At 29.2% G+C, this 14,698-nt stretch carries 18 protein-coding genes; 3 read left to right on the top strand and 15 right to left on the bottom strand.

What is annotated here, in order from left to right:
* Positions 1-23 precede the first annotated feature (23 nt).
* The 3 genes from DT059_RS04600 to DT059_RS04590 are packed head-to-tail and all read right to left on the bottom strand — an operon-like array spanning position 24 to position 2,507.
* On the bottom strand, positions 24-896 hold the full coding sequence (locus tag DT059_RS04600; protein ID WP_145597153.1) for a DMT family transporter: 873 nt from the start codon (positions 894-896) through the stop codon (positions 24-26).
* Entirely contained in the window at positions 896-1,840 is a 945-nt protein-coding gene (locus DT059_RS04595; protein ID WP_145597151.1) for a 5-oxoprolinase subunit C family protein, read from the bottom strand. The genes DT059_RS04600 and DT059_RS04595 overlap by 1 nt, the downstream gene beginning before the upstream one ends.
* Entirely contained in the window at positions 1,833-2,507 is a 675-nt protein-coding gene (locus tag DT059_RS04590) for a 5-oxoprolinase subunit B family protein (RefSeq protein ID WP_145597149.1), read from the bottom strand. The genes DT059_RS04595 and DT059_RS04590 overlap by 8 nt, the downstream gene beginning before the upstream one ends.
* Before the next feature lie 27 nt (positions 2,508-2,534).
* On the opposite strand from DT059_RS04590, the gene DT059_RS04585 reads away from it, so the two are divergent.
* Positions 2,535-3,308 (top strand): 5-oxoprolinase subunit PxpA, encoded by a 774-nt coding sequence (locus DT059_RS04585; protein ID WP_240704587.1) that lies wholly within the window; start codon positions 2,535-2,537, stop codon positions 3,306-3,308.
* A complete protein-coding gene (locus DT059_RS04580; RefSeq protein WP_240704586.1) occupies positions 3,305-3,790 on the top strand; it encodes a tetratricopeptide repeat protein in 486 nt (161 codons plus the stop codon). The genes DT059_RS04585 and DT059_RS04580 overlap by 4 nt, the downstream gene beginning before the upstream one ends.
* Here DT059_RS04580 and DT059_RS04575 read toward each other — a convergent pair.
* Genes DT059_RS04575 through DT059_RS04565 form a run of 3 tightly spaced genes read right to left on the bottom strand, consistent with a single transcriptional unit; the run spans position 3,787 to position 6,599 of the window.
* Positions 3,787-5,097: a TRAP transporter large permease gene (locus DT059_RS04575; RefSeq protein ID WP_145597146.1), complete on the bottom strand. Its 1,311-nt coding sequence runs from the start codon at positions 5,095-5,097 to the stop codon at positions 3,787-3,789. The genes DT059_RS04580 and DT059_RS04575 overlap by 4 nt on opposite strands.
* A complete protein-coding gene (locus tag DT059_RS04570; protein ID WP_075484649.1) occupies positions 5,090-5,578 on the bottom strand; it encodes a TRAP transporter small permease in 489 nt (162 codons plus the stop codon). Before DT059_RS04570 ends, DT059_RS04575 begins: the two co-directional genes overlap by 8 nt.
* Positions 5,579-5,627: 49 nt before the next feature.
* On the bottom strand, positions 5,628-6,599 hold the full coding sequence (locus tag DT059_RS04565; RefSeq protein WP_145597144.1) for a TRAP transporter substrate-binding protein: 972 nt from the start codon (positions 6,597-6,599) through the stop codon (positions 5,628-5,630).
* 111 nt (positions 6,600-6,710) lie between these two features.
* Here DT059_RS04565 and DT059_RS04560 point away from each other — a divergent pair, with 111 nt between their 5' ends.
* Positions 6,711-7,322, top strand: coding sequence for a TerC family protein (locus tag DT059_RS04560; RefSeq protein WP_145597139.1), 612 nt, complete (start codon positions 6,711-6,713; stop codon positions 7,320-7,322).
* Here the strand turns inward: DT059_RS04560 and panB are convergent, their stop codons facing one another.
* From panB to DT059_RS04515, 9 genes are read right to left on the bottom strand one after another with little or no spacing between them, the layout of a single operon-like run.
* Positions 7,323-8,096, bottom strand: a complete 774-nt coding sequence (gene panB / locus DT059_RS04555; RefSeq protein ID WP_145597137.1) for a 3-methyl-2-oxobutanoate hydroxymethyltransferase — start codon at positions 8,094-8,096, stop codon at positions 7,323-7,325.
* A gap of 4 nt (positions 8,097-8,100) precedes the next feature.
* Positions 8,101-8,520, bottom strand: coding sequence for a VOC family protein (locus DT059_RS04550; RefSeq protein ID WP_145597135.1), 420 nt, complete (start codon positions 8,518-8,520; stop codon positions 8,101-8,103).
* Between the two features lie 22 nt (positions 8,521-8,542).
* Positions 8,543-10,105, bottom strand: coding sequence for a glutamine-hydrolyzing GMP synthase (guaA, locus tag DT059_RS04545; RefSeq protein ID WP_145597134.1), 1,563 nt, complete (start codon positions 10,103-10,105; stop codon positions 8,543-8,545).
* On the bottom strand, positions 10,095-10,535 hold the full coding sequence (locus DT059_RS04540; RefSeq protein ID WP_145597132.1) for a tetratricopeptide repeat protein: 441 nt from the start codon (positions 10,533-10,535) through the stop codon (positions 10,095-10,097). The genes guaA and DT059_RS04540 overlap by 11 nt, the downstream gene beginning before the upstream one ends.
* On the bottom strand, positions 10,535-11,611 hold the full coding sequence (guaB, locus tag DT059_RS04535; RefSeq protein ID WP_145597130.1) for an IMP dehydrogenase: 1,077 nt from the start codon (positions 11,609-11,611) through the stop codon (positions 10,535-10,537). The genes DT059_RS04540 and guaB overlap by 1 nt, the downstream gene beginning before the upstream one ends.
* 37 nt (positions 11,612-11,648) lie before the next feature.
* The gene (locus tag DT059_RS04530) at positions 11,649-12,260 is read right to left on the bottom strand and encodes an RlmE family RNA methyltransferase (RefSeq protein ID WP_145597129.1); all 612 of its coding nucleotides are present in this window, start codon (positions 12,258-12,260) and stop codon (positions 11,649-11,651) included.
* Positions 12,261-13,172 carry a glycosyltransferase gene (locus tag DT059_RS04525; RefSeq protein ID WP_145597128.1) on the bottom strand — a complete coding sequence of 304 codons (912 nt, stop codon included), beginning with the start codon at positions 13,170-13,172 and terminating at the stop codon, positions 12,261-12,263.
* Entirely contained in the window at positions 13,172-13,981 is an 810-nt protein-coding gene (gene pssA, locus DT059_RS04520) for a CDP-diacylglycerol--serine O-phosphatidyltransferase (protein WP_145597126.1), read from the bottom strand. Before pssA ends, DT059_RS04525 begins: the two co-directional genes overlap by 1 nt.
* 3 nt (positions 13,982-13,984) lie before the next feature.
* On the bottom strand, positions 13,985-14,632 hold the full coding sequence (locus DT059_RS04515) for a phosphatidylserine decarboxylase (protein WP_145597125.1): 648 nt from the start codon (positions 14,630-14,632) through the stop codon (positions 13,985-13,987).
* Between the last annotated feature and the right edge of the window lie 66 nt (positions 14,633-14,698).

The following is a 14,698-nucleotide window of genomic DNA, read 5'->3' as shown; positions in this document are numbered from 1 at the left end:
CATTTAAAATGTTTATGTGAAATTTATTTGGCTAGTTTTTTAACAAGTAATGGAGACAAAAACTGTATAACTACTGCTGTTATAACTACGGCTCCCCCAAAAAGTACAGTAAGTGGCGGGTTTTCGTTTGCAAACATCCATGCCCACATGGGTCCTAGAACAGCTTCAGTTAACATAATGATTCCAACAAATGCTGAAGGAGTTGATCTTGCTCCAATTGTTATAAGTATAAATCCAAGTCCAACTTGAAAAAATCCTGCAATAAAACCTAAAAAAATATCATTTGTTGAAACCAAAATACTCGGTGACATAAACAAACCTATTAGTGTTGCAAAAATTCCAGCAACCAATTGTAAAGGTATCATGTCGACTTTTGGATATTTTCTGACAATTAAAATTAAGATTGCAAATGATATCGGCATGATAAATGCAACTAGGTTTCCAGTCATTTGACCTGGTGTTAGTGAACTTCCTAACATTAAAATGATACCAACTACTGCTGTAATAATGCAAGTTAATGTAATTTTTGAAATTTTTTCTTTTAAAAATACGTAACCAAAAATTGCTAAAAACAAAGCTTGAGTTTGAATTATAAAGTTTGCATTAGCTACTGTTGTTTCATACATAGCAAACACATAGCTAGCAAATCCAATAGATAAAATTATACCTCCAAATAAACCTGGAATTCCAGATTTATAAAGAGCACTGAAAATTTTTCCTCTGTAAGTAAAGATTAAAAAAATTGTAATTACTCCAATAAAGAAAAGTGATCTCCAAAATAATATTTGCCAAAGTGTAGATCCATCGAAAGACTTAACAATTAAACCTCCAAAACTTAACGCACAAGCTCCTAAAAAAACTAAAAAAGGTCCTGGTATTTTTGATAAAAAATTCATTAAATTTGTGATAGTAAATTTTGAGTTTCCATTTCATATAACTTAAATAAAGTCTCTGCATCAGATAAATTAATCTCTTTAAATTTTATTTTTGAACCAGGAGACATCTGTACTAATCGGTCATAATCGACACTAGCCACAACTCCAATTTTTGGATAGCCACCAATAGTACCATGATCTGAAAGCATTATAATTGGATTTCCATCTGCCGGTACTTGGATTACACCTTTAATCAAACCCTCTGATTTTATGTTGGTGTTCACAATATTCTCAATTTTAGGTCCCTCTAGTCTCATGCCCATTCTGTCTGAAAGTTTGGATACTGTGAATTCCTTTTCATAAAATATTTTTTTACCTTCTTCAGAAAAGTAATCAAAATTAGTGCCTTTAATCACTCTTATGTTTTCTATTTTAGTATTAATGTAATTAGTTTTTTTAATATCCTTATTTGAATTTATTTTTTTTAAATTAATTCTTTGCCCTAAATCTAATTTTTTTCCATCGTTAGATCCAATATTTGCTTTAGTATTTATAGAATAACTATTCCATTGAAATTTTAAATCGAACTTTCCACCTAATGCTAAATATCCATAAACTGATTTATTTGTAGATATGATATTTATCTCATCTCCATTTTCAATTTGATAACTTTCGTAACATTTGCCCTCGATTTCAGTATCTTTTTTTTTAATGGAAAAAATTACATCACCAGTAATAGCAAAATTAATTTTTTCTCCTGAATACTTTATGTGAGGACCTTGATATGCAAACTCTATCACTGCAGAGTCTAAATTATTATTAACAAGTTTATTAGCTATAAGATAATTTCGGTTATCCATAGCACCACTAAATGGAATACCAATATGATAAAGATGATCCCTACCTTTATCTTGAAAGGTAGTATTAATTCCAGGTCTGATTATATCTAGATAATTACTACTCATTATAATTTTTATACTGATCTAAAGTAATTTCCTTGAAAATTACTGTATCTCCTGGGTTAATTAGATTTGGTTTATCTTCTTTTGAACTATCAAAAACATCCAAAGGGGTATTTCCTAAAATATTCCATCCACCTGGGCTTTCAAATGTATAAATGTTTGCAAATTGCTCAGTTAATGCAACAGATCCCTTGGGTACTTTTACTCTTGGGGTTTCTAAACGTTGAGCTCGCATATTCTCATCTAAGTCACCAAGAAAAGGCATGCCAGCAATAAACCCTGTCATGTAACAAAAATATTCCTTATTTAAAAAATTCTCTAAAATTTTTTCTCTACTTAATTTTAATATTTCTTCCAATCTTTTAATGTCCATTGAAAAATTTTCATGACAACAAACTGGTATTTCTAATTTTTTTGAATTTATATCTTTTGAGTCTTGAGCATTAATGTTTTCAATATAATTTTTTACTTCTTTAAAATTTGTTTTTTTTAGATCAAAAGAAATAATTAGTTTATTATAAGAAGGTGTTAAATTATTTATGCCTTCAAATTTTTTTTCTTTAATAGTTTTAAAATATTTTATTACTTGTGAATTAATTGATTTATTTACTTCATTACCAAAATCACAGTACAAAGCTGCGTCACCAAGATTTGATATATTTTTTATCATGACATGTTATACTTAACATTAGAGACTATGGAAATTAATATAAATTGCGATTTAGGTGAAAAATCAAAACATCATTCAAATAAGCATGATCCAGATTTACTAGAAATAGTTAATTCTGCAAATGTCGCATGTGGTTATCACGCAGGTGATGATGAGTCGATGAATCAAGTAGTTCAAATTTCAAAAAAAAATGGTGTTAGTATTGGAGCGCATCCGTCATTTAATGACCCTGAAAATTTTGGCAGGCAAAGAATGAACCTTTCACCTAATGAGGTAAGGCAATTGATTATTGATCAATATGAAATTCTTCAAAAAATTGCTCAAAATCATGGAGAGAATGTTACTCACATAAAACCACACGGTGCTTTAAATAATATGGCTTGTGAGGATATAGATTTAGCTACTACTTTAGCAAAAGCTATAAACGAAATTAGTAAAGATTTAATTTATTTGGTTCCTACAGGATCTAAAATGGAAGAAGCAGCCAAAAAACTAAACATGCGTATAGCTTGTGAAATTTTTGCAGATAGAAATTATGAGGATGATGGCAATTTGGTTTCTAGAAAAAAACAACACGCTCTTATTACTGATCCAGAAGAAGCTAAAAAACACGTATTAAATATGGTTAAAAATCAGTCACTTAATTGTCACAGTGGAAAGCAGATACCTTGTGAAATAGACTCTGTGTGCATACATGGGGATAATGAAAGTTCATTATCTACTGCAAAATCAATAAGAGAAAATTTAATAGAAAATGGGCTGCAATTAAAACCACTTAACCAAATGAAAAAATTTATATGATCAAAAAAACTTTTTATTCACTTTTGTTTTTAGTTTTACTATCAACAAATTCATATTCCGCAGGGTCAGACAGTACTAGTAAAGTTAAATCAGATTATAGTCAGGCTGTTACTTTAATTAAAGCGGCTAAAAAATATGAAAAAAAAGGGAAAATAGAAAAAGCCAACAAACGATATGAAAAAGCTCAGGCCTTATTAATCAAATCAAACAAAAAAAAACCACTCCAAGCAGATACTTTAAACTATCTTGGTTTTACAACTAGGAAACTTGGAGATTTTGAAAATGGAGAAAAGTATTATCTTTTAGGTTTAGAAATTGATCCAAACCACGTAGGTATAAATGAATATTTGGGTGAATTATATGTTGTCACAAATAGATTAGATTTAGCTAAAGAAAGATTAAAAGTATTAGAAAGTTGTAATTGCGAAGAGTACACTGAATTAAAAGAAATTATTGATGGAACAAAACAATCAAAATATTAATTAATATTTTGAACCATTTGTTGAGGCATCCATAATGCAATTTCAGGAAAAATAACAACGAGTATTACTGCAAGTATCATTAATAAAAATAATGGAAAAGCACTTCTTGCAATAAATCCCATATCTTTGTTAGCCATTCCTTGTAAAACAAATAAATTAAATCCTACAGGTGGAGTAATTTGAGCCATCTCAACTACAATAACTAAAAATATACCAAACCAAATCATATCAAAACCAGCCTGTCTAATCATTGGTTCAATAATTGCCATTGTTAATACTACTGCTGAAATTCCATCAAGAAACATTCCAAGAATAATATAAAAAATCATTAATACAAAAATTAATACATAAGGTGATAGCTCCATATTTTGTATCCAGATAGCTAGATTTCTTGGAAGACCCGTAAATCCCATAGCTAATGATAAAAATGTAGAGCCAGCTAAAATAAAAGCAATCATACAAGATGTTTTAGTTGCTCCTAACAAGGATTGTTTAAATGTTTCAATAGTTAAGCTCTTTTGAAAGTAAGATAAAATTAAAGCCCCTACTACACCTAAAGAAGCAGCCTCAGTTGCTGTTGCAACCCCAGTGTATATTGATCCAATCACAGCTGATATTAAAATAATTACTGGTAATAATTGTTTTGATTTTCTTATTTTTTCTAGAAAGGAAAAATTTTCTACATACTTTGGCATGCTTTTTTTATTTATTAAAGACCAAATCATCACGTAAGACATAAATATAAGTGCAATCATTATCCCTGGAATAATTCCTGCAATAAATAGCTTTGCTATGGATTCTTGAACGGTTACTCCATAAATTATTAGTATTATTGAGGGAGGTATAAGAAGCCCTAAAGTTCCTGAGCCAGCTAGACTGCCTAACAAAATTTTTTCTGGATATTTTCTTTTTCTTAGTTCTGGAATAGACATCTTGCCTACTGTTGCAACGGTTGCAGCAGAAGAGCCAGAAATTGCAGCAAAAAGTGCACAACCAACAACATTTACATGAATTAATCCACCAGGTAATTTTTGCATCCATGGTGATAGTCCAGCAAATAAATTTTCAGATAACTTGGTCCTAAATAATATTTCACCCATCCAAACAAACAATGGTAAAGCTGTTAATGTCCATGATGATGAAGTTCCCCATATCGTAGTTGCCATGGCATCCCCAACTGGTCTTGAAGTAAATAACATCATCCCAATTGTTGAAACACCTATCATGCTTATTGCTACCCAGATGCCAGATCCAAGAAAGAATAAAAGTACACTTATAAAAAATATTATGAGAAATATTTCAGTCATTCTTATTTAAAATTGTTAAAATAAATTTATGTAAAACAGCTATAAATAGAATTAAAGATCCAATAGCTACACTGGTTTGAGGTATCCAAATTAAGATCTCATCTGCACCTTCGCTTCTCTCTTGAAAATCATAAGAGATTAATAACATTTTCCATAAGTAAAAAGACAAATAACCTGAAAAAATTGTTGCTACAATCAGACACCATATTTCTAAAAATCTCTTATAAGATGAAGAGGCTTTTTCTAAGAAAAGAGTAATTCGAATATGTCCACCCTCAACAAAAGTAAAAGCTAAAGCATAAAAAGAGGCTGCAGCCATGCAGTAGCCTGAGTACTCAGCTAAACCCCTTATGTAAAAACCAAAAATCCTCGAGGAAATTCCAATTAAAATAAAAACTGCAACAAGTATTAAAAAAAAAGCAGCTAAATAACCTGAAAATTTGTAAAGTTTATTTAGATTATTATTTATTGATTGAAACATTTAGTAAAAAGGCCAACTTACTACAAGTTGGCCTTTTTTTTAAGATTATTTATTTGTAAGCAGATAAAACTGCAGCACCTCTGTCTCCAGCTTTTGCTTTCCATTCTTCAGACATTGTTGCTCCAACTTTTTCAAAATGTTTTTTCAAAGCTGAATTAACTTCGCCTACTTCCATTCCAGCATCTGCTAAAGCTTTCTTGTCTCCAGTATTACCTTGTTTAGATAATTCCCAACCCTTTTCTTCAGCAATTGCTGCTTGGTTCATGACAAGATCTTGAGTTGCTTTATCAAGTTTATTCCAAGCGGCTTTATTAGCTATGATCATATTTTTTGGAAACCATGCTGCTATATCATAAAAATATTTAACACCATTTTCCCAAATCTTGCTATTTTTTCCAGTTGTAGGAGAAGTAATCATACTTTCAACGGCACCTGTAGAAAATGCTTGGCTAATTTCAGCTGCTTCAATTTTAGTTGGCGCCATTCCTGTTAACTCTGCAATCCTAATTGTTGCAGAGTTGTATGCTCTAAATTTTAATCCATTTAGATCACCAACTTTTTTAATTTGCTTTTTACTGTAAAGTCCTTGAGCAGGCCATGGTACTGCATAAAGAAATACCAATCCTTTTTCGTCAAGACTCTTAACAATATATGGCTTTGAAGCTTCATATAATTTCATAGCATCATCATAAGTAGTTGCTAAGAAAGGTAATGAGTCAATTTCATATAAAGGATCTTCTTTTCCAAGAGCAGACATAAATCTTTCACCGATAGGTGCTTGACCTGTTCTTACAGCTCTGAAAATTTCACCACCTTTAAATAATGAACCACCTGGGTGAGTAACAATTGTAAGTTTTCCACCACTTTTTTCAGTTACATTCTTTGCAAATTCTGTTGCATTAGCAGAATGAAAGTTTCCAGCACCATAAGCCAGTGCCATATCCCATTTTTCAGCTAAAGAAACGTTTGCAAATAACAATACTGAAGTAATTATAGATATAAATAATTTGAATAATTTCATCTATCCTCCTTTTTAAAATTAATATTTAATTATCTCTTAGAGATTAAATCAATAAAATTATCATTATGGTCTCATTGAAAAATTGTCAGATTATACTATTATAATGTTATCTTGATTGAAGAGCTCATAATTTTAACCAATATAATTTTTATCACAATTATATTAACAGCAGATAACGCTGTTATAGTCGGATCTATAGCTTCAAATTTTGTTCCAAAAAATAGAAAACAAATAATTCTTTGGGGTATAATTGGAGCATTCGTTTTTAAAATCTTTTTTGCAATTTTTGCGACTTTTTTGTTTGAATTTTATTTTATAAAGATTTTAGGTGGTTTATTATTAATTTGGATCGTTAATGATTTAAGGAAAGATTTATTAGACATTAAAAAAGTAAAACCTACAACAAAAAAAAGCAAAGAACCTTCTTACATAAGTAGTATTGGAAAAGTTTTGTTTGCAGATATCATGATTAGTTTCGATAACGTTATTGGTGTTGTAGCTGCAGCGAAAGGTTATTTTGGATTTATGATATTTGGACTTGTTTTGTCAGTAGTTCTTACTGGTGCATTAGCAACATATATGGCTAATTATATACAAAAGCATATTTGGATAGCTTATGTTGGTTTAATATTTATCTTAATCGTAGGTCTACAATTAGTAATTGGCGGATTAGTTGATCTTGAAATACTAAAAATTAATGAAGAATTTAAAAAATACTTTTAATTAAAAAGAATTTTTTTTATTAGGAAATTTAATTTTTCTAACTTCTTTTGAATAATTTGAAACAGCTTTAGAAATATCATTTCTAATATTTGCATATTTTTTTACAAACTTATAATTCATTGGATTAAGACCAATTAAATCATCAAAAACTAATATTTGACCATCACAATATTTGGAAGCTCCAATACCAATAGTTGGTATCTTTAAATTTTGAGTGACAAGCTTTGCTAAAGAAGTTTCAACACATTCCAAAACAATTGAAAACACTCCAGCTTTTTCTAATAATTGCGAGTCTCTTATAATGTTGTTTCTCTCTAACTTTTTTTTTCCTTTAAACTTGAAAGTTTTATCTGACTGGGGAAGCAGACCTAAATGACCCATAACTGGAATTTTGTTTTTAACTAAAGATTTGATTGTTTCGTAAATTTTTTTTCCACCTTCTAATTTTACACCGTCACATTTTGTTTTTTTCATTATTTGCTTTGCATTTTTTACTGCTTCTTTAGGAGTTCGATAGGTGTTATGTGGCATATCAACAATCATTAAACTTTTTTTTATACCCATTCTGACACTTTTAGAATGTTCAATCATAGTACTCAAAGTTACTTCTCTTGTAGATTTATAATTGTATAAAACCGAACCAAGAGAATCTCCAACAAGTATAATATCGCAATGATTATCTAAAATTGATGCTACGTTTTTTGAGTAAGCAGTTAAACTTACAATTTTTTGTTTATTTTTTTTTTTAATTAAATCTGAAATTTTTTTTTTCATCGACTTACCAAGAGCCAGTATTTTCCATTGAAGCCCAAGGTTCTTTAGGTTCTAAATTTCCTTCTTGAAGAATCTCAATTGAAATTTTGTCTGGCGATCTAACAAAAGCCATATGACCATCTCTTGGTGGTCTATTAATCGTGTAGCCCATATCCATTAATCTTTGGCAAGTTTCATAAATATTATCTACTCTATAGGCAAGATGACCGAAATTTCTTGAACCTTCTCCAAGTTCATCACCATCCCAATTATATGTTAATTCTATTTCTGCTTTTTCATCATTAGGGGCTGCAAGAAAAATTAAAGTATATCTTCCTTTTTCATTTTCCATTCTTCTTGTTTCTTTTAAACCAAGCCCATCGCAGAAAAATCTTAGAGACTCATCCACGTCTTTAACTCTAATCATTGTATGTAAATATTTCATAATCTTAATTTATAATTAAAAACTACTCTAATTCAATAGTGCTTGGTGGTTTTGAAGTAACGTCATACACTACCCTATTTATACCTCTTATACTGTTAACTATTTTGTTTGAAATAATTTGCATAAAAGACTTTTTAAATTCATAATAGTCAGCTGTCATTCCGTCTTCAGATGTAATTGCTCTTAATAAACATAAATATTCATAAGTTCGATTGTCTCCCATAACACCTACAGTTTTAACTGGCAGCAATGCTGCATATGCTTGCCAAATCTTATGATAAAGACCGTGATCTTTTAAAGCTTGAATAAAATAATAATCAGCTTCTTTTAAAATTTTAATTTTTTCATTAGTAATAATACCTGGCATTCGAATTGCTAAGCCTGGTCCAGGAAAAGGATGTCTTGAAATAATTTCTTTACTTAAATTTAACTCTAAACCTAATTTTCTTACCTCATCCTTAAATAAGAATTTTAGTGGTTCTACTAATTTTAAATTCATTTTTTTTGGTAAGCCACCAACATTATGATGTGATTTAATTTTAGAAGTTTGACTGCCAGTAACTGATTTACTTTCAATTAAGTCTGGATAGAGAGTTCCTTGAGCTAAAAATTTAACATTTTTAATTTTCTTAGCGTATCGCTCAAATATTTTGATAAATAAATTACCAATTATTTTTCTCTTTTTTTCTGGATCAGAAACATTTTTTAATTTTTTTAAGAATTCCTTTTCAGCATTTACATAAATTAAATTCATTTTTAAACGCTTCTTAAAAGTTTGAACTACCTGTACTTCTTCATTTTTTCTTAAAAGACCTGTATTTACAAAAATACAATAAAGTTTTTTACCAATAGCTTTATTCAGTAATTGAGCAACTACACTACTATCCACACCTCCTGATAAAGCACAAATAACTTTATTATTTCCAACTTGTTTTCTAACATCTTTAATAAGCTGATTTTTTTGATCCCTAGAAGACCAATTTCTTTTAATTTTACAAATTAAAAAAATGAAATTACTTATTAATTTTTTTCCATTCTCTGTATGAGTTACCTCTGGGTGGAATTGTACCCCATAATATTTTTTTATTTTATTTTCAACAATTGCAAATTTTGAATTAGTGCTTGATGCTACAACTTTAAAACTCTTAGGAAGTTTTGAAACTTGATCGGCATGACTCATCCAAACTTGTTTGGATTTTTTGTTTCCAAAAAAATTAGTTGTTAAAAGACTGGTATTTTTTTTGTAAACATTAGCTAGACCAAATTCTCTATGTTTTGATTGTTTAACCCTTCCACCGTTGAGTTTTGATAAAATTTGATGCCCAAAACATATTCCAAGAACTGGTACATCAAGTTGTAAAATTTTTTTATCAAATGAATATTTATTTATTTGATAAACATTTAATGGACCGCCAGATAATACTATTCCTTTAATACTGTGATTTATGTCTTTTAGTTTTATTTTTTTGTGACTAACTATTTCAGAAAAAACACCTAATTCTCTTACTCTTCTTGCAATTAATTGAGTAAATTGAGAACCAAAATCTATTATTAAGATTTTGTTAAGATTTTGATCAAGACTCATTATTTTCAGGTTCTATATTTTTTAATGACTCTTGAATATCCTTGTTTTCATCACATAAATTTTTACAAACTTTTACAAACTTATCTGAAAGATCTTTAACTTTTTCATAATTAGATTTTTCTAAAGCAATTTTCATTAACATTAATAAAGCTTCCTCATTATCAGGATCAATTAAAAGTGCTGTTTCTAAATTGTATTCTTCTTTTCTTTGATCTTCTTCTTTATTATAAATTTTTGCTAAATATAAATATGAGTTTGCGTCTTTTGGATTAAAAACTATATTTCTTTCAAATAAAAAACGTGCATCTTCATATTTTTCTTTTTTAAACAACTTTAAAGCTTCATTAAAAAAATTTTCTTTACTAAAAGTCGTACTGTTAAAAGAAGCTATTAAAAGTATTAATCCTATTAATTTTAAAAATTTGCTCATTAATATTTACTATCGTTTTTTACCACATCTACATTATGAACCATACTTTCATAAAATCCAGCTTTTGTAATTTTCACAAATTGTGGTTTATTTCTTAATTTAATGATTGTTTTTGATCCAAGATAGCCCATAGAAGATTTCAATCCACCAATTAATTTATAAATAATACTTCCAACATCTCCTTTATATTTTACAAAACCTTCAACACCTTCAGGTACATATTTTGAGGAGTCTTTTTGTTTTTTTTGAAAATATCTATCAGCTGAACCTTTATTCATAGCTCCTACAGAACCCATTCCTCTAAAACTTTTAAAAAGCTGTCCATTTTTTTTAATTAATTTTCCTGGAGTTTCATTTGTACCTGCAAATAGCGAACCGATCATTACAGCATCAGCTCCTGCAGCAAAAGCTTTTGCTAAATCACCAGAATATTTTATTCCACCATCTGAAATTATTTTAACATTTTTATTTTTTAAACCACTTCTTACATCTAAAATTGCGCTTAATTGAGGAACTCCTATTCCAGCAACCAGTCTTGTTGTACAAATAGAACCTGGCCCTATACCAATTTTAATTATATCTACTCCTAACTTTATTAGGAATTTTGCAGCTTCTGGTGTTGCAATATTTCCTGCACACAAAGCAATTTTGTTAGTTTTTATTTTTTTTATATATTTAATTATTTCGGCAACTTTCTTTGTATGGCCATGTGCTGTGTCTACTACGATTAAATCTACACCTTCTTTAATTATTTCTTTAGCTCTGATAAATTCATTTGATGCTGCACCTACAGCTGCTCCAACAATTAATTTTTGTTTTTTTACTTTTTTTATCTCTGATAATTGTTTTTTTATATCAAGGTTTCTGTGAATTACTCCAATACCTCCAGCTTTAGCTATAGCTATTGCCATTCTGCTCTCTGTGACAGTATCCATTGCAGATGATAAAAGTGGAATTTTAAGTTTCAAATGCTTTGTTAAAGATACACCAGTGTCTGCATCAGAAGGTAATATTTCTGAATACTTTGGAGCTAATGTAACATCATCAAAGGTAAGTGCTTCTTTTATGGGAACCATAATCTTTTATATACGATTCCTTTTAAATTAAAAGTCTCTATCGGATTTTTTTACAAATTATAAAACTTTCTTTTGAATCTTTTCTGCTAGATTTTGGTTTAAAAACCTTAACTTCTTTAAAATATTTTTTTCCTTCTGCGACGATTTCGTTAAATGTTCCTCCCATAAAAATTTTTGAAATAAAATATCCATTTTCTTTCATTAAATCTTTAGCAAAAAACATTGCTTCTTTACACAGTTCTCCAGTTTGTATTGAATCTATATTTTTAATACCAGTTGTATCTACGGCCATATCAGACATTACTACATCAACTTTGCCGTTTATATTTTTTTTAATTTCTTCTTGAGTTTTTTCTTCAATAAAATCTCCTTGGATTTGAACACTATTACCTATGGGCTCCATTTTTTTTAAATCTATCGATATTAATTTTCCACTTTTAGCTGCTTTAAGAGCATATTGTGACCAGCTTCCTGGGGCTGCACCAATATCAATTACTGACAATCCACCTTTAAAAATTTTAAATTTTTCATCAATTTCAATTAATTTGTAAGCTGATCTAGCGCGATACCCATCTACTTTAGATTGTCTTACATAGATATCTCTACGCTGCTTATTAACCCAGTTCTTGGATATTTTATTTTTTTTCAATTAATTATTAAATCTTAAACTTTTATTTAAAATTTTACCTGTAAGAGTTTGAATATCAATCTTAATACTCTTGTTAAGTCTCATATCTTCATTATCTTTCCAGATACCAGCAGCCAAATGCATAATTCCAATTTTATAATTAGGTAAATAAGGCTCTACCCATGTATCTTTATCCTCATCAAACTTTGGCAAAAGATTGCTAGTGATCCAATTACAGTTTAATGGAAGGAATTCAGTTTCAACATTATCAACATACACAGACATATTCATTGCTAATTGTTCAGAGCCAAATATTTCTCCACCCATAAGTGTTTGCTTTAAGTTTTCCTGCCACGAATTCCAGCAGGTTGAATTTTTTTCTAAAGAAAAAACACCAATGTTGATATGAGGAGCAAAGGCTAACTTTCTAGCTTTTTCTAAATTAATATTAGATTTTATTGCATGTTTAAAATTTTGAGATTTAATAATTGCTAGTTTTCCAAAAACCCAATTTACCCTAGAAGTAATCTTGTAACCTGGTCCAATAGTTTGTGTAATTCCTAATTTGCCATTCTCACACGCTTTAAAATAAAGATCAACTGATTGCCAATCATTGACCCAAGCATCACAATCAATCCATAAATATTTTTCATAGCTTGGAAAATATTTGGGTAAAAAAGCCCTAGATACTTGGCTCTTTAACCATTCACGCCCTTTAATTTTACTATCAGGAACTTTTATATCCCACTCTGCTGATTTTATTTCATCTACTTTTGATGATAATTCTGTTTTTTGATCCTCTGATAAACCAGCATTCAAAATACATATTGCAACTTCAGAGCTCTCTTTAAATCTTTTAATAGAGTCTATTAGCTCATTTAATAAAGGGAAATAATTTGAATCAGCTAATGATACAATGACATTTTTTTTCATCACAAAATATCTTCGAGATCGTCATCTTCATCTTTATAATTCTGATCTTCGTTTTGTTTTTTTAATTTTTGATAATGAACAAAACTGATTGGAAGCATACATAAGTATATGATTGCACTAATAGATATAACGTTAAATGGATATATTAAAAGTAATCCAAAAAATAAAACTATTCCAAATAAAAGAAAAATGGTTGCTTTTCTTTGAATTACAATTTTTTTGAATGAATAACTTGGAAATTTACTGATCAGTAATAAAGATGTTACAATAAAAAAAATTGGAACAACAACATCATAATTTATCTTTATAAAATCAAAGCTTGTAAGACTAAATATCAATGGAGTTAAAACTAAAATGCCTCCTGCTGGGGATGGAACTCCTTCAAAAAAATTATCTCTCCAAGAAGGTGCTTGACCTGTATTTACATTGAAACGAGCTAAACGTAATGCAACACAAATTACATATATTAAACATAACAACCATCCAAATCTTCCTAATGTATTTAGTTTCCAAAAATACATAATAAATGCTGGGGCTACTCCAAAACTTATCATATCTGTAAGGGAGTCTAATTCCTTACCAACTTTTGATGTCCCTTTAATTAATCTTGCTATTCTTCCATCTAATCCATCTATAAGAGCAGCAAACATAATTGCTATAATCGCAAATTCAAATTTTCCATCTAATGCAAATCTTATTGATGACAAACCTATACAAACTCCAATAAGAGTTAGCATGTTAGGTAAAATCACTCTTGCGTTGGTTTTTTTATCTGTAACAATTTTTAAATTGTTTTTTGGCTGTTCCATAAATTAATTTTTAGCCAGCAGTGTTTCTCCTGAAATTGCTGTTTGACCAACTTTAACTAGTGGTTCATAATTTTCATAATAAACATCTGCTCTACTGCCAAATCTAATCATCCCAATTCTATCACCTTGATTTAATTCCTGATTTTTATTTGTTTCGCAAACTATTCTTCTTGCAACTAATCCTGCAATTTGAACGACTACAATATCGTTTCCATGCTTATCTTTAATTTTATAATAATTTCTCTCATTGTCTTCGCTTGCTTTATCTAAAGATGCATTTAAAAATTTTCCTGGTTTGTATAAAATATCCTCAACAATACCTGAGCACGGTGTTCTGTTTACATGACAATCAAAGACGTTCATGAAAATACTTATTTTTTTAAATTTTTTATTTTCTAGTCCAAGTTCTTTTGGACCATCTACCTCTTCAACTTTAATCACTTCTCCATCAGCAGGACTTACTAGGTAATTATCATCTCCTATAATTGTTCTCTCTGGATCTCTAAAAAAATAATAAACCCAGACACTTAGTAAAATTCCTATTAATCCTAAAAAATTATTAATAATTAGAAAAATGATAGTTATGAATACAGCTATGACTATAAACTTGTATCCTTCTGTGTGAATCTTTGGAAATATCTTACTAAACATATTCTTCTATTTGCTAATTTTCGATTAATATGTATATAAAACGATCAAATTCAATTAATAAGATAA

It is taken from the genome of Candidatus Pelagibacter sp. FZCC0015 (assembly GCF_007833635.1).
Lineage (GTDB): Bacteria > Pseudomonadota > Alphaproteobacteria > Pelagibacterales > Pelagibacteraceae > Pelagibacter.
This window is presented reverse-complemented; position numbering and strand designations above follow the sequence as displayed.